General features: G+C 37.9%; 12 protein-coding genes. 3 read left to right on the forward strand and 9 right to left on the reverse strand.

The genetic code is table 11. The features are described 5' to 3' along the window. Position 1: 1 nt before the first annotated feature. From FLUTA_RS08780 to FLUTA_RS08800, 5 genes are all read right to left on the reverse strand, one after another. A complete protein-coding gene (locus FLUTA_RS08780; protein ID WP_013686513.1) occupies positions 2 to 1,522 on the reverse strand; it encodes a T9SS type A sorting domain-containing protein in 1,521 nt (506 codons plus the stop codon). A gap of 171 nt (positions 1,523 to 1,693) precedes the next feature. After that, positions 1,694 to 2,914, reverse strand: coding sequence for a hypothetical protein (locus FLUTA_RS08785; RefSeq protein WP_013686514.1), 1,221 nt, complete (start codon positions 2,912 to 2,914; stop codon positions 1,694 to 1,696). A gap of 169 nt (positions 2,915 to 3,083) precedes the next feature. Continuing rightward, on the reverse strand, positions 3,084 to 3,974 hold the full coding sequence (locus FLUTA_RS08790; RefSeq protein WP_013686515.1) for a hypothetical protein: 891 nt from the start codon (positions 3,972 to 3,974) through the stop codon (positions 3,084 to 3,086). Between the two features lie 90 nt (positions 3,975 to 4,064). Continuing rightward, positions 4,065 to 4,814 carry a LytR/AlgR family response regulator transcription factor gene (locus FLUTA_RS08795; RefSeq protein ID WP_013686516.1) on the reverse strand — a complete coding sequence of 250 codons (750 nt, stop codon included), beginning with the start codon at positions 4,812 to 4,814 and terminating at the stop codon, positions 4,065 to 4,067. Continuing rightward, positions 4,814 to 7,699, reverse strand: a complete 2,886-nt coding sequence (locus FLUTA_RS08800) for a sensor histidine kinase (protein ID WP_043023733.1) — start codon at positions 7,697 to 7,699, stop codon at positions 4,814 to 4,816. The genes FLUTA_RS08795 and FLUTA_RS08800 overlap by 1 nt, the downstream gene beginning before the upstream one ends. A 287-nt stretch (positions 7,700 to 7,986) precedes the next feature. On the opposite strand from FLUTA_RS08800, the gene FLUTA_RS08805 reads away from it, so the two are divergent. Further along, positions 7,987 to 8,367 carry an endonuclease domain-containing protein gene (locus FLUTA_RS08805; protein WP_013686518.1) on the forward strand — a complete coding sequence of 127 codons (381 nt, stop codon included), beginning with the start codon at positions 7,987 to 7,989 and terminating at the stop codon, positions 8,365 to 8,367. A 174-nt stretch (positions 8,368 to 8,541) separates the two neighbouring features. On the opposite strand, the gene FLUTA_RS08810 is transcribed toward FLUTA_RS08805, so the two are convergent. Beyond that, the gene (locus tag FLUTA_RS08810) at positions 8,542 to 11,007 is read right to left on the reverse strand and encodes a c-type cytochrome (RefSeq protein ID WP_013686519.1); all 2,466 of its coding nucleotides are present in this window, start codon (positions 11,005 to 11,007) and stop codon (positions 8,542 to 8,544) included. 7 nt (positions 11,008 to 11,014) lie between these two features. Beyond that, positions 11,015 to 11,671, reverse strand: a complete 657-nt coding sequence (locus FLUTA_RS08815; RefSeq protein ID WP_043023734.1) for an RNA polymerase sigma factor — start codon at positions 11,669 to 11,671, stop codon at positions 11,015 to 11,017. Positions 11,672 to 12,000: 329 nt separating this feature from the next. Between FLUTA_RS08815 and FLUTA_RS08820 the strand changes: the two genes are divergently transcribed. Both FLUTA_RS08820 and FLUTA_RS08825 read left to right on the forward strand, forming a co-directional pair. Continuing rightward, the gene (locus FLUTA_RS08820) at positions 12,001 to 12,294 is read left to right on the forward strand and encodes an AbrB/MazE/SpoVT family DNA-binding domain-containing protein (RefSeq protein WP_013686521.1); all 294 of its coding nucleotides are present in this window, start codon (positions 12,001 to 12,003) and stop codon (positions 12,292 to 12,294) included. A 28-nt stretch (positions 12,295 to 12,322) separates the two neighbouring features. Continuing rightward, the gene (locus FLUTA_RS08825; RefSeq protein ID WP_013686522.1) at positions 12,323 to 12,664 is read left to right on the forward strand and encodes a type II toxin-antitoxin system PemK/MazF family toxin; all 342 of its coding nucleotides are present in this window, start codon (positions 12,323 to 12,325) and stop codon (positions 12,662 to 12,664) included. 71 nt (positions 12,665 to 12,735) lie between these two features. Here FLUTA_RS08825 and FLUTA_RS08830 read toward each other — a convergent pair whose 3' ends face one another. Together FLUTA_RS08830 and FLUTA_RS08835 are read right to left on the reverse strand one after the other, a co-directional pair. Continuing rightward, a complete protein-coding gene (locus FLUTA_RS08830; protein WP_013686523.1) occupies positions 12,736 to 14,319 on the reverse strand; it encodes a DHA2 family efflux MFS transporter permease subunit in 1,584 nt (527 codons plus the stop codon). Continuing rightward, positions 14,319 to 15,365 (reverse strand): HlyD family secretion protein, encoded by a 1,047-nt coding sequence (locus tag FLUTA_RS08835; protein ID WP_043024200.1) that lies wholly within the window; start codon positions 15,363 to 15,365, stop codon positions 14,319 to 14,321. The genes FLUTA_RS08830 and FLUTA_RS08835 overlap by 1 nt, the downstream gene beginning before the upstream one ends. Positions 15,366 to 15,403 lie beyond the last annotated feature (38 nt).

Below are 15,403 nucleotides of genomic sequence, written 5' to 3' on the forward strand. Positions count from 1 at the left end.
ACTACTCTTTGATAACTTTGATTGTTTGCCCTTCAGCCGTGTTAATGAAATAAACTCCAGCAGCAAATTCAGATAGATCGATCATTTTTTGATTTTCAATCGTGGTAGTCAAGATTTCAGTTCCGTTGATGGTCTTTACCGAAATTTGTGTTGGTTTTGTAACAGAAATTGTTGTTGTTCCATTCGATGGATTCGGGTAAACAGCCATCTGATTTAAGCTTGTTTCCTCTAAATGATTTGTTCCTGTTCCCATCAACATTCTACCAACATACATTCCATTGTCGAAATTACTTGTATAGAAACTTTGCACATAAATTATTTTCCCGTCGGGTTGAAAAGCAAAATCAAGAATTTGAGGATTTGGCGTATTTGAATTCGTGATCATTCCGTCAGCATCAAAAGAGGTGTCAAAAACTCCTTCATCACTCATAAACGCAAATAAAGTGGATCGAATACCAGCGGTTGAAATGTAACCACCAGCAATGATATCGTCATTGGATCCAACCAAAATTTTATTAATCCCTGAATAATCTGATGGGATAACTTGTGTGCCAAAAGCGGCATCAACAACCCCATCTGCATCTAACTTTGCAAGAGCTCCGCGACTCACATCCCACGATTGTTGACCTGTCCAAAAACCCAAACCACCAACAATAATGCTACCGTTGGAAGTCAAAGCCATAGAATTAATAGTGCTTGCCTTGCCAAACTGACCTAAAATAACTCTACTCACCCCACTTACACCAAACGTATTGTCAATAGTTCCATCCCCATTTAATCGAACCACAAACGCAGTTTGAATGTTGTTGTTTGTTGGATCATTTTCAGAACCTGCAACAAGAATTTTTCCAGTACTTAATTCGATGGCGTCGTGAATTTTAGAGTAACTACCACCCATGAAATTCCAATTGTAAATTCCATTTGTTCCGTAGGTGTTATCTAACGTTCCATTGGCGTTAATTCTTACCAAAATATTTGTGCTGTTGGCACGTTTTCCGACAGCAAGAATTTTCCCTGAACTCAACACTAAGACTTTAAACACATCCGCACTCATGAATGATGACGAATAATCAATTTCTAGAAAACTACTACCGTTAAAAGTATTATCAATAGACCCATCTGCATTGTAACGACCAACAAAAATCTTGTCATAAGCAGGTGCATCAAAATGCCTGTAACCAACTACAACAATTCTTCCATCAGAATCTTTTGTAAAATCTCTAAAACCGGAAAGTGTATCAGGTAAATTTGGATTAATCTGACTTTGAGCTGAGGCAGAACCTGATGGATTATTGGCTAGGAACTTAATAAGTGCACTTTCTTTTCCAAGAGTCATTGGAACGTCATAGCCTGAATTACTAATATTCAAGCACGTTTCATTCGTTAAAGGAATAATTCTTCCTATTGAACTCCAATTTTGAATTTGGAAGTACGAGTCGTCATTAAAAGTAGGGTCGAAGGATCCAATTTGGGCAAACGAACAAGTACTTGCGAATAGTGAGAAAAGTAAAATTTGTTTCATGATGTGATATTTTAAGATTTAAACTCGAATTTATATCAAGTATTTCGTTGATTTAGAATGCGTTTGTACACAGCAGACTTGGATTTGTAAACGACGGGGAGCCAAAAAAAGGCTGTAAAAAATAGGGAAGTGAATAATCGCTTCCCCATATCAGATACTGGTTTTAAGATTTTATTTTGCTAAAAAAGCCTTTTGGTATTTTTGTATGAACGTCCCAAACTTCCATTTGTCAAGCTTTTTATTGTATTCCGTTTCCATTTCTGTTTTGCAGAAATAAGTATGGTCAGTTTCATTGACACTCCAAAAATCACCTTTACTTATATATTCTGCAAATTGATCTTGTTGATTGGGGGAAATAACAGCCATGATGGATGACATTCCGCCGTCCATCGTGTAGTAGATTAATAATCGACCGTCGAATGGAATGATGTAAAATTTTCCACCGTCAAAATTCACTTCGCCATTTGCTCCGACAGTGTGTTTTACAAAGAATTTTTCCTTGTCATAAAACAAACCATCTGTAAAACAATTCTGAACGGTAAACCCGGTTACTTTTCCATTCGTTTTTTCAAATGTGAGCTTTATTTTACCGTAATCCATTTTGCCGTAAGAAGAAGATTCAGTGTACAGCTTGTATTCTCCATCAGCAAATTCTGAAAGCAAAGCATCCAATTTTTTTGTCTTCGCCAATTCCAACTGTCGCTCCTGGTATTTGAGTAAGTTCTCATAGTAGGTTGGAATACCTTTCCATTGGGTCATGGGCTTTCCTTTATGCGAATCTGTGCTGTAAAACTCTTGCAAATTTTCAGCTAACATAAAAGCTGCCCAATCTCTATAGGGTGAGCCAGTAGCTTTACCACGATAGAATGAATAAAGTGAAGCCGTTGTTTTAGGCTCCATGCGATGATATAAATTATTATAATTGCTTACTGTAACAGCAATGCGACTGTGATTCACTTTTTCTTCTTTTAAAGCAGCCGCTTCATCATTGATAACAACACAAGCAATGTGATTTTCATTCAAAACAATAAAACCAATGTCACGCATTCCAGACCGATCAGTATCTTGAGAGTAAAATCCTTTTTTATCGTCTCTCTTCACTAATAGTCGGTAAAATAAGGGATAGAACTCATTGTCTGGCACTAAATAAGCTTCATATTTATCACACTTGAAGTGCCATTTGAAAATCTCATTTCCTTCAAAATCGGTTTTTCCCGTATTTTCTTTTGTCAGATTCACTTCATATTTATCATAATCATCTGCATAGCTAATCCACTTTCCTTCTTTGATGTACTTGTTGAAATTGTAATTCTGATTGTAATTATACGGCTCGGCTGCTTGGGTTATTAATGTAGTAAACACTAACAAGAATAAGAAACTAATTTTTTTCATGTGTAAAAGTCTTTGAATCAAACCTACTTATTTGAAATTAATGGGGTGAAACAGAATTTGCAGGCTTCTTAGTTGGCTTTGTAAACAACCAAAATGAAAAATTAGAACTGTAAAAAAGGGCACGCGATTAATCGCGTGCCCACATAAAATCGAATTCCAAAAGAGACTTTTATTTGTGTTTCATAGCTTCGGCGCAATCAATAGTTATAATCGCTTGCGTGTTTCCGCTATAATAGGTTTTTCCATAAGCAGATCCGTTGTAATCTTGTTTTACTTCGACCTCTTCCCATTGACACGCACCATTTGCGTTTTTCATTACTGCAATCATGCGTATTGTTCTACCTTTTATGGCTCCAGTCGCTTTATCTGTGATAATTGTCCATTCTTTATTTTTAATGTAACAGTATTCAATCTTTTGCGTCCATCCGGCAGTTGTAGCATGTGCTTGAACTACAACCAAAGCCTCTGCGCTCAATTTTGCGTCTTTCATACCTGGATCTGGAAAAGGGTATTTACCGGCCAACACACATTTCAAGGCTTGACAATAGCGAATTGCACTTTCTTCTGTCAGTTTTTTCAGCAAATCGCTGTTTTCAGCAATTTCTTTAACTCGATCTTTATTCTTTCCCAAAATAACGATTTCATTATTCGGATCTTTAAAAACAAAATTGTCGCAATTTCCGTTACTCACATACGCATTGGATTCTCCAGCTAATGCGATAAAAACTCCTTCTTCAAGCTGCATTAATCTTCCACCAAATGGATTACTTGCGTTTTCAAAAAAGACACCGCATGTTTGATAGTATCTTTTGAATGTGGAATTTGTTTCGATATAAAAAGGCGATGAAGATGCGTCGTAGTACACATTTAATTTGTTGGAGCCCTCTAAAAATTCAAAATTCACTTGAGTAACTGACTGGTCATAAATAGTTACTGTTTTTGAAAGATGGTAAACTCCAGAAATGTTGTACCCATCTTTAAAGACTTTTTCTAAATTGGATTGTGCGAACAGCGTTGCACTGAAAAGTACGCCCGCTATAAATAATGTTAGATTCTTCATTGTTTTATTTTTTGCACAAATATTTGCTTAATAAAACAATTTGATGGTCAGTAGTTTACGAACGACAGATTCGACTTTGCGAAGAAACAATTAATCCAAATTGAGGTACTTTAAAACCGCTGGTTTCCGCTCTCTGGAAACAGGAATTACTTTCCCGGAACGCAGCTCTAAATTTCCACCATCCGAGCGAACATAAGCAGCAACTTCATCCATATTTACGCTATACGAACGATGTACACGTACAAAATTTGCAACTCCCTGCATGGCATTTTCAAAATACTTGAGGTTTTTAGAAACCAATTTGTGTTTCCCATTCGTACAAACAATACGCACATAGGAGCCATCTGCTTCCAAAAAGAGAATTTCCTTGATAGACAAGTATTCGTAACCGCCTTGAATTGGAATACATAAAACATCTGGTCTTTCTGCTTTCAGATTTTTACTCAATGCCTGCAATTGCACATCCGAATTGCGGAATTTTAAGCGCTCATTGACCTTTGAAATGGCTTCCAGTAATTGATCTTCCTGAATGGGTTTCAACAGGTAATCCACTGCAGATAGTCGGAAAGCATTGATGGCATAAGCATTATAAGCCGTGGTAAAAATAAGTGCGCTTTGACAGCCATTCTGCACCAATTCTTCTGCTAGTTGCAATCCCGACTTGCCAGGCATTTCAATGTCCAAAAAAACCACATCCGGCTTCAACTCCTTCACTTTGGATAAACCGGCTTGTGCATCTTCCAATTCGGCAACAATTTCAAGTTTCGGTGCCAATTCTTGCAACATCAAGCGCAATAATTTACGGGCTTGCGGTGAATCATCTATTAATATCCCTTTCATTATATGTGAATTCGTATCGTTACTTTCGTTCCTGTTGCTGCGCCTAATTCTGAAATCAAGTCTTCAATCTCCACACCAATAACTCCTCCACGTTCAAAATTGAGTAATTCGATCCGTTTCTCATTGGCATTGGTGGCAAATGATTCATGTGCTGCATTCTGACTTCTATTGATTTCCCCGGCAGCAGTTCTTCCGATTCCATTGTCTTGAATCTGAATAATTAAGAGCTGATTTTCCCGATCTTCCGATACATGAATGAATAATCGTTTGAAGCCTTTTTTATGGCGTAATCCGTGTTTAAAAGCGTTTTCAATATAGGGTTGAAGCAATAAGGATGGGATGAGAACTCCTCCCGTATCTAAACTATCATCCACGTCCAATTGAAACGTAAAATCCTCTTCCAACAACATGGATTCCAAGTTGATATACAAGGTCAAGGTTTCTAATTCATCCGACAATGGAACGCTTGGTAAAGCACTCATTTCTAGTACTTTTCTCACCAAACTGGAAAAGTCTCCTAAATACTTGGCTGCATTCTTTTTGTCATTCTCGTAAATAAATCCTTTGATTGAATTCAACACATTGAACAAAAAGTGTGGATTCATTTGCGCTTTCAAGGCATTTTGTTGCGTCAAACGCAATTCATTTTCCAATTGCAATTGTTTCAATCTAATCTCCTGTCTGGTGCGCAATTGCTTGATTCTTCTTTTGAAAATCAAGTAACTCATTCCGATAATTAATCCTGCGCTCAACACATAAACCCACCAACGTTGCCAAATAGGGGCTTGGACAACTAATTTGATGCGAAGCCTATTACTAGAACTTCTGTTTTCGTGATCAATCAGCTTGACTTCCATTTCTACATTCCCCAGAGGCAAACGTGGAATCGTTAATTCCTTCACGGAAGCGGGAACCAAAATCCATCCCGTTCGATCACCCACAAATCGGTAGGCAAAATTGAAATTTCCATTTGATCGGTAACTCAGCCCATCTGTTTGAAGCTTTAAATCGTCTGAATAATTTAGTTCGTAAATTGGTTTTTTACCAACTTTCTTTCCATTGATTAACAGATTTCTCAAAATGATTTTCCCCGCCTGATCATTTTTATGGATAGAAGACAGGGGTAATTTATGAAGTCCTTTTCCTGTTGATAGCCAACAATTATTTGCGACAATCACGCATCCGCTGATGTTATTTGAATTCAATCCGGTATATCGGTTAACAATTGTTTTCGCTCCTGTTTTTAACCTCAAAACGATCACCCCAAGATTGGTAGCAATCAACAGTTTTCCTTGGTGATAGTTGAGTTGAACAGCATGGTAATTTTCCTCCAATTTGGTAAGCAATTTGCAGTTTCCATTTCCTGTTATCTGGTAAATTTTCCCTTCAAATGTGAGTACAAAGATGCTTTTTGAATCTTTTGTGATTGCTGTAATCTGCTTGTTGAGCAAGAAAGTGCGCTTTGGTTTCCATTGATTGGATTGATTGGTTAATTCCTTCAATCCGTGGTTTGTTGCAACAAAAATGCTCTTGCAAAAAGGAGATTCTATGAATTGTCTGGACCAATCTTGAAGCACGCAGCGCTGTTCTTTAAATCCATCCTTCGGCAAAGAATACACATATGTTCCTTGAGAAGTTGCCAGTAAATAGGCGTCTTTCAAGCGGAAAAAATCCTTCACCGGTCGTGTAAACGGATTCAATACCTCCACATTTCCATTACAGTAGCGATAAGCTGTATTCATTTTATTGAAAAACAAACAATTATCCACTGAATCATAATACATGGCACCAATATCGGAGCGTATGGGATGATTGACCACTTTCAATTGTTCGTCCGCTTCCCGAATTTCACCCAATTCTCCATCCGTTGTTGCAAAGAAAATGCTTCCTTTTCCATGAACCACATGGGAAATTTGATCATGAGGTAGTGCTTCGGTTCGCTCATTCCAACTCAAGTAATCCAAATTTGGCATGCGCAGAATTCCATCGTGAAGGGTTGTAAACCAATAAGATCCTTCCGTGTCCTTTATACAAGCTGAAAACGCAATCTTCGGATAATACAGCGAAGCAGCTCCTGAGTTTTTAGAGAAGCGAATGATTCCGCTGTGCGTACTAATCCAGATATCCGCACCTATTTCCTGCACATAGGTCAGTTTTTTTCCTTCAAGAAGCCGGATTAACTTTGGAAAGGCCTTTCGAACGTATTTCGTCCCCCGGGGAACAAAACAATCACCATTTACAAGACCGAACACCCATGGTTTTTTTTCCGATTCTGTAATGAAAAAGGGATTTTGAAGATTGATCGGATGAATGTAGCATTTGCCATTCTTTCGTTCAATTAGATTGTCTTCAAACAAGTAATAAAGGGTTCCGTTTTTTTGAGCCATGATTCCATTGCTGAAACCCTGAAGATCTTTTTTTCCATCACCGTTCAAATCGGCTATGGATTTCCATTTCAGTGTTTTCTCATTCAGTTGAATAACTCCTTTGCTCGATGAAATCCAGATACTTCCCTTCGTATCTGTAGAAAGGTGATTTACATCTTTATCCCAGTCTTTGAGAATATCAATCTTATTGTTTTTGACCAATAAGATCTGTCCGTTGAAATTGTAGGCATAAATTGTTCCACTAGGTGACTGACATAAACCAGTAACCGCTCTGGCCGTTAGTTTCGGATTCGTATATTGCTCAAAACGGACTCCATTGTATCGATACAATCCGGCGTCGCAACCAATCCAAATATAGCCTTGTTTGTCTTGCAGAATACTGTAAATCTCATTGGAAGGTCCGCCATTCTCGATGGTATAATTGAAATATGCTGGATATTGTCCAACTACAGACAAACAGCTAACCCACATTCCAATAATAACCAGCCAACTTTTCATAAGCGAACTAAAGATACACATCTGGCTGATTTATCAAGTAAAGAGTGCTTCAATCTGCTTTTTTGAATATTTTTAATCACCTGACAATTAGTTGATTATATTTATTTAAATGTTGTTTACAAATTGAAGTGTGTCGTTTACAAAGTTGGAAAATTCTAAATCAATTTATACGAGCTGTTCCAATCTTTTCAATCGAAGACTGTCGTATTTCCCCCTCGGGAGGGGGACAAAGGGGGAGGATAAGTCACGATTTTGCAAATCAACACCAAATTCCGGATCTTAATTTGATGTCTAACAACTATTATAATCCGAATCTAAAGGAATTCGCCAGAGGACTCCGAACTGAAACCATTTCCAGGGCAGAAAAGTATATCTGGAAACATGTTCTCTCAAGGAATCAACAAGGGGTAAAGTTTAAGCGCCAAAGACCAATTTTGCACTTTATCGTTGATTTTTTCGCTCAGGAAATAGGACTAATCATAGAAATAGATGGCAATTCGCATGTTAACAAAGGAGATTATGATCGAATGAGGCAAAGCAAACTGGAAGGATTAGGCTATGTCGTCATTCGATTTTCTGAAGGAGATGTAATCAATAATTTGGGAGATGTAATTACACAAATTCAACATGTGATTCATTGCTTGAAAGAAGAAAGGGAGGAAACTTAGTTTGATCTATCCTCCCCCTCATTCCCCCTCCAAAAGGGGGAAGCTTTAATCCGCATTCAACCGAAAGAAGACGTGTAATTGATTTAATTCTCGGAGAATCAGTTGAATTTTAAGAAGGTGTTTTCCAATTCCCTCTTCGGAGGTGGATTTAATGCGTTTTAACTGGTAATAAACTTAAAACGAAATTTCATCTTGACCAGCAGGTTTTGCTCCACCAATTATTGAATTATTGCTTTCCGATTTCATACACGAATAAATCATTGGCCGAATAAGATTTCTGAAAGCCACATTCTCCCTTCGTTTTTTCTGAACCGCATAATTCGCTTTTTCCTTGAATAACCACTTCAGTTCATCTTTCATACTCATCGCCTTTCCGATGCGGTGTTCATTCAGGATATTGATTCGTTTGTCGAATTCTTTTTCGCTGATCTCCTTCAAGGATACTATTTCCAAATCTTCTGCCTTCAGTTCATTGATCTGGTGATAGAAATATCCGTTTTCATTCATTCCAACGATCATTGCATGGTAGTTCATGTCACCGTTTAGATTGTAGTCTAATTTCCCTTCTTTGAAATCGATTCGCTGGTAACTGTTGATTTCTTTGGAGAAGAGGTAAAGAAAAAGCTTGTCGTATTGCTCCGATTCGCTCACTTCGACCTTCAGTGGTTCATAGGTGATTTGAGCTGTTTTCCCAGTTTCCGGATCGGTAATTAAGGTCGATTGGCGCGTAATGGTTGCATCCATGACGTATTTGTCTATATTGACAATCGTTCCACCTCCATATATTTGAAATCCTGCGGTCACTCCCAATTGCTTGTAAACATTTTTCAGGTTGAAGCCGTATTCTTCATTCAAGTTGGTCGATTCCCTCAATCCTTTTCTTAGAAATTCTTTCCTGCGTTCATCCTGCACCTCATTGTCCCACTGGAGATCTTTTTTCAAGGCTGCTTCCAGATCTTTCTTACCAGTTTCACGAATCGTTTCGATGGCTTTTTCGTAGAATGCAGTCAGATTTTTTTGATGCACATCGTCCATCTTAATTGCTCCCACTTTTTGATCTGCAAATTGCTGAAATTGTGGATAACCCATTTTCACTACCCGCTGATCCAATTTCCAAAGCGGTTCGTTCAGATTTTTCGCATACACATCAAATACCTTCTCATCACACGTTTCATGGATGGCCTTCATGCGGTCTTCGAAATCCTGTGTTGCCAGGTTCGTTTTGTTGAACTTTTTGTTCCAGATTGCAAGGACTTTGGATGGTGGGATGTGGGATTTCTGGATTGTATCCACTCCAGCAGTATTAACTTGAAGCAGCTGCGAATCAATGTAATCAAAAATCGCATCTATTTCTTTTTGCTTTCCTTTTAATTCAGGAAAAGTATTCATTGCAGTAGCTTTAATGTTGCAAATTTCTCTTGCATAAGGATCTGAAGTAGCTGCAATGTTCCAATCATCAACCCATTGATAAATCGATCCTTCTTTTGCTCCACCATCTGCCCATTTTTTACGAACTTCAAACAGCTTAGGACCTGTACCATCTTTGTATGGAGAATGACAGACAGCACATTTGGTTTCAAAAAGTAATTTTCCTCTTAATTCCAAGTCAGTCGGATATGCATTAACCGGAGTTCCCGCTCCAAGTATTTTCTCGTTTCCATTAAAACTAACATTGAATTGATTTCCTTTACCAGGAACATTTTTTATTGACAAGGATTCTTTATCATTCTCACCGTAAATACTATCAGTTAATCCTGGCTCGTTATTCTCCTCAAAACTCAAATACAAGCTATCGCGTTTGGTTTTCTCCTTAAACCACTTCAATTCATTCAGTTTCGGTTCGTAGCGCGGCGGAAAGAGATCCACTTCGGCCATGTCTTTCGGTTTCGGAAGTCTTTCCAGTTCTACCGGATTTTGCCAATCAATTGCGCCATCTTTTCCAGGAACTCCTGTGAAAATAAGCATGTCTTTTTTTAGTTCATTGACTGGAACTTGCATATAAACACCCTCAGTTGTCAATTCGAGCTTCTTTCCATCTGGAGTAAAGGCATTCAAGCTGAACATTCCTTGCGTTTCCAGTAATCGGTCTCCGGATTTCGTACTTAAACCCGCCTTCACAATATCGGAACCTTTTTGGGCTTCCTGAAGCTGAACAATTGCTTCACCTGCGTAGGGATTTCCATCCAATAGAAACGATTTATCCGTGATACTCAACAACACTCCGCTTTCAGAAAGAAACACATCGGATTGTCCCGTAAATTGGAAATACTCTGGATCGATATTTTCAAAAGCTAAGTGCTTCTCCAGTTTTTCCAAAAGGACTTGCTCCAAAAATTGAGGTTTGTTTGTGAAGCTATTCCAATTAACTGCTGTATAAACCGCCACCGCTACAACACCCGCAATTACCAAAGTCAGTGCGCTTTTCACTAGCAATTTCTTGAGATGAAACCACTTCCCGGATTGGTTCACCAACTTGCGAAATGAATTGCGTTGAATGAGTTCTTGGGTCAGTTTATGTAATTCAAATTCTTTCTGAAGCTCTTTATTTTTTTGTAGTTCGGTTTCGAAAGCCGCTTTTCCTTCTGCTGAAAGCTCGTTATTCAAATAACGCTCAATCAATTGATTCCAATTTGTTTCCATGGCTTAATCAGATGAATTGAGTGTTATCAAAAGTTGACTGGGCGGAGTCGAAGCCAACACTTGACTGAGCTTCCTGTACCAAATCCTTGGCTTTCTGCATACAGCGGTATTTCTGGGCTTTCGCTACTTTATCATTGCGGAAATCGAGCTTTTTGGCAATATCCACCATATTCCAGCCCAAACCATAGAACAGATGCAATAATTCTTTGCACTGTTTCCCGATCTTTGTTAATGCGGTTTCGAGTTGTTTGTATTGTAATTCCTTTTCCATCCAGGAATCGGGAATTTCTTCCAAATCGAATTCTAAACTGCTTGCTCCGTGTTTTTGTTCTTTCCGAGCTGCATTGAACCACAACAATTTGCAGGTTTGTTTGATGAAATAGATGGGGTCTAATTGAAATTCGAAATTTGGATCGTTTTTCTTGCGCAAGTAAATGATTAATGCTTCTTGAAAAAGATCTTCTGCGGTTAATCCATCACAACCAAAAGTTCGAAGTAGGCGCTTCACCTCTGGAAAATGCTTGTAAAGAACATTCAGTTCTTTTTTGATTTCCTGGGGATTGTAAAAAGGTTTCTCCATTGCTGAATTTACTGGTTGTGTTTGGAAGTTGGAAAGGTAAACATTCAGGATGAAAAAATAATTTGGGTTCTGGTTTGTTTTCAATGTTTCTGCTTGAGCTTAATTTAAAACACAAATTCATCTGGTTTATTGTTTTGCATTAGAAGACTCATTGTATAATCTTAAAGGGTTTTGAAATGAATTGTGTAAATGACAGTATAAGAGTTGATTAAAACTCAACTAAGGATTAAAACTTCAGAAATGTTATTATTTTTAAAATAAAAATGTAATTACATAAAAATAAAAGTGTATATACATATTTGTTGTATATTTGTAATAACGTTTAATAAAAGGAGATGTATGAGTAATGGTTCTGAAAGAGCACGATGATTGATAAATAACGAATAATCAAAATTTACTTAAAATTAAAAGCTATGTCAGCAGATACAATGGTTAAACTCAAGAAAGTTGGGAATAGCCAAGCGGTAATCATTCCTTCAAGCTTTTTAAAGGGCGTAGATAAGACGCATGAAATAGAAATGAGCATAGAAGCAAATGAAATCCGATTAATTTTCGTTGAATCGAAAACATTACAACAAATGATCGATGAAAAACGAAATAGAAACAGAGGAATGATTTCTGAAATGATGAAGAAAATTGAAAAAATGGATCCTCAAAAATTTGAAAAAAATTATGTCATCCACAGTGCGGATGATTTAATTGATTAGTAATAACGGCACTGAAAACAAATAATAAATGAGAAAAGGACAAGTTATAGAAGTGGATTTTGAGCCACAAGTAGGTGCCGAGATAATGAAGAAACGACCAGCTGTAATCATTTCAAATACACAATTGAATAATCTTTTACCAGTAATAACTGTAGTCCCATTAAGAGGAAGTTTGGAGTTAGCGTTGGATTTTATGCATATTGTCAATTTTGATTCCAAAAATGGTTTGACAAAAGATTCTTTTGCTGATGTTTGTCAAGTAAAAAGTATTGATAAAGGTCGAATCAAAGGAGTTTTAGGAATGCTAAGTAAGAATGATTTAGCAGAAATCATTAGTAGTTTAGATTTTGTCTTTCATGATGCGGCTTAAAAATAATGTAATTAAAAAACCCTCTTGTAGATATCTACAAGAGGGTTTTTTAATTAGGGTGTAACTCAAACTTAGTGACCGTCTGCTACAACGGCTTTCGTACCTTTTTTATATCGGATTAAAAAGACAACAGGAACACAGATTAGAATCAAACAAGCGACCATGAAAAATCCGTGATTGTAGCTCACAAGCATTTGTTGCTTGGTCATCAAACCATCCATCGTGCGATTGGCCATTTCTGCCGCCTGAACAGAATCATATCCTTTAGAGAGAAAGTTCTGTGTAAACATCTGAATTCGTTCTGAAGCGGCATCACTGTATTGATTAATGTAACCAATCATGTTTCCGCGAACGAGTGCATTCGTGTTTGTTAAATACACATTGATTAATGCAATACCTACAGATCCACCTAGCTGACGAATCATGTTTGCCAATCCAATCGCTTGCGGCATGTCTTTAGGGTTCAATCCTTGAACAGCTAATGAGAGAATAGGAGACATCATGAAAGCCATCCCAAATCCACGCAATACAAATGGCAGATAGAAATTTCCTTCCGAAGAATCGGGTGAAGAGAATGCTAGCATCATCACGAAGGTGAAAGTCATACCGACTCCAAATAGAATAACCGTTTTCGGATTTACGCCACCACCCAATAAACGTCCAACTAATGGCATGGCGACTGCCGTACAAAGAGCTCCTGGAATCATAAACATACCCGTTTGAGTAGCTGTCCATCCTAAAGAAATTTGCACAAAAAGCGGGAAGATAAATACGGTTCCAAAAAGCATCAACCCGAGTAGGAAGTTCATGATAGAACCCATGATCATGTTGTAATTTTTGTACAAACGGATATTTACAGCAGGATAATCAATTTTCAATTCCCGAATAATAAATGCCGTTAAACTAGCCACTGCAATAATGGTCATTGCAGTAATTTCGTGACTTTCAAACCAATCTTCAGCCGTTCCTTCTTCCAATACATATTGAATGGAGCCAATAGAAACAACAAGGAATAAAATTCCCCACCAGTCAATCCGCCTTGGCTTGACGGCTCCGACCCGATCGGTGACATAGCGGTAACTTAAGATAGTTGCTGTAATACCAATAGGAATATTTACGAAGAAAATCCAATGCCAAGAGAAATTGTCAGTAATATAACCTCCAAGTGTTGGTCCGAAAGTTGGTCCTAGGATTAACCCCATTCCGAAGATTGCATTTGCTGTAGAGATTTTTTCTGGAGGAAAAGCACCAATGATAATGGATTGTGCTGTTGAAAGCAAACCACCACCACCTAAACCTTGCACGAAACGCCAGAAAACCAATGTCCAAAGATCGGTGGAAAGACCACACATCAAGGATGCCACGGTAAAAATCACAACGGAGCCTGTAAAGTAGTTCTTACGACCGAAAAAGTCGCTGAGCATACTCGTTAGAGGAATGATGATCACGTTTGAAATAGCATAAGCTGTTACAACCCATGCAATTTCTGTTGTTGTTGCACCTACATTTCCACTGATTTCACGTAATGAAACGTTTACAATGGTTGTGTCGAGTAACTCGAGTATGGCACAACTAATTGCCGTGATGACCAAGATCCACTTTTCAGCTCCCGTAGGATATACGATGGGCATTTTTAAAGTTGGAGCTCCCGACATTATTTCACTTTTACAGATACATAAGCGCTCAATCCAGGGAAAAGAATTTTCAATTCCTCTTTTGTCAAGTGATCAATCGTAATTTTCACAGGAACACGTTGCACGATTTTCACGAAGTTTCCTGTTGCGTTATCTGGCGGTAACAAAGAGAATTTTGCTCCTGTTGCTCCTACGAATGAATTCAATTTACCAGATAGTTTGATATGCGGATATGCATCAATTTTAATTTCAACTGGCTGACCAATTCTCATGTTCTCCAACTGAGTTTCCTTGAAATTCGCACTTACCCAAAGACTAGTATTATCAATTGCAGAACAAACCGATTGACCTGTTGAAACATATTGACCTACTTCGATACTTCTTTTTGAAACGATTCCGTCACAAGGAGCTTCAATTGTCGCATAATCCAATTGTGTTTGAGCTAATTTCAATTCTGCTTCGCGTTGACGAATCATTGCTTCTGCTAAAGAAATCATAGAGACTTGACCTAAAGCTTGAGATTTAACTCCTGCAGATTGAGACTGTGACACTTTCAATTGTTTCAAAGCGGAGTCGTATGTTGCCTGAGCAACTTCCAATTCTGCATCGCTGTTATCCAATTCTGCTTGTGTTGCTGCTTTTGCTGCAAACATGTTTTTCGTACGCTTGTTGTCTTCTTTTGCCTTGTTCAGTTTTGCTTTTGCAGAATTGATGGTTTCCTGTGTTGTTTCCGTAGAGAACATGGCTGCACTTGCGCTTTGGTTGGAAGCCATTGCATTGCTCTTCATTGCTCCCAAATTTGCTTTTGCATTTTCCAATGCAGCTTCAGCCTGAGCTACTTTTGCTTTGTATTCAACATCGTCGATTGTAACCAATAATTGACCTTTTTTCACTTCTTGGTTGTCTTCAAACAAGACTTCCTTTACATAACCTGTGATTGAGGTACGAACTGGAATAATGTTCGCATCCAATTGTGCGTTATCTGTTGATTGCGTATTTCCACCCATCATGAAAATCACGATTCCAACGATCACTACGATGATAAGTCCACCGATGATGAATTTCATCTTTGAACCTTTTTGTTTTTTTTCTGTTGACTTTTCCA

Origin of the sequence: Fluviicola taffensis DSM 16823 (genome assembly GCF_000194605.1) — a bacterium.
Classification (GTDB): Bacteria; Bacteroidota; Bacteroidia; order Flavobacteriales_D; family Crocinitomicaceae; genus Fluviicola; species Fluviicola taffensis.

Coding starts and splice junctions, on each gene's coding strand:
- FLUTA_RS08790 (WP_013686515.1), bottom strand. CDS start 3,974: ATGAAGAATCTAACATTATTTATAGCGGGCGTACTTTTCAGTGCAACG.
- FLUTA_RS08830 (WP_013686523.1), bottom strand. CDS start 14,319: ATGTCGGGAGCTCCAACTTTAAAAATGCCCATCGTATATCCTACGGGA.
- FLUTA_RS08805 (WP_013686518.1), top strand. CDS start 7,987: ATGTCTAACAACTATTATAATCCGAATCTAAAGGAATTCGCCAGAGGA.
- FLUTA_RS08785 (WP_013686514.1), bottom strand. CDS start 2,914: ATGAAAAAAATTAGTTTCTTATTCTTGTTAGTGTTTACTACATTAATA.
- FLUTA_RS08780 (WP_013686513.1), bottom strand. CDS start 1,522: ATGAAACAAATTTTACTTTTCTCACTATTCGCAAGTACTTGTTCGTTT.
- FLUTA_RS08820 (WP_013686521.1), top strand. CDS start 12,001: ATGTCAGCAGATACAATGGTTAAACTCAAGAAAGTTGGGAATAGCCAA.
- FLUTA_RS08810 (WP_013686519.1), bottom strand. CDS start 11,007: ATGGAAACAAATTGGAATCAATTGATTGAGCGTTATTTGAATAACGAG.
- FLUTA_RS08795 (WP_013686516.1), bottom strand. CDS start 4,814: ATGAAAGGGATATTAATAGATGATTCACCGCAAGCCCGTAAATTATTG.
- FLUTA_RS08835 (WP_043024200.1), bottom strand. CDS start 15,365: ATGAAATTCATCATCGGTGGACTTATCATCGTAGTGATCGTTGGAATC.
- FLUTA_RS08825 (WP_013686522.1), top strand. CDS start 12,323: ATGAGAAAAGGACAAGTTATAGAAGTGGATTTTGAGCCACAAGTAGGT.
- FLUTA_RS08800 (WP_043023733.1), bottom strand. CDS start 7,699: ATGAAAAGTTGGCTGGTTATTATTGGAATGTGGGTTAGCTGTTTGTCT.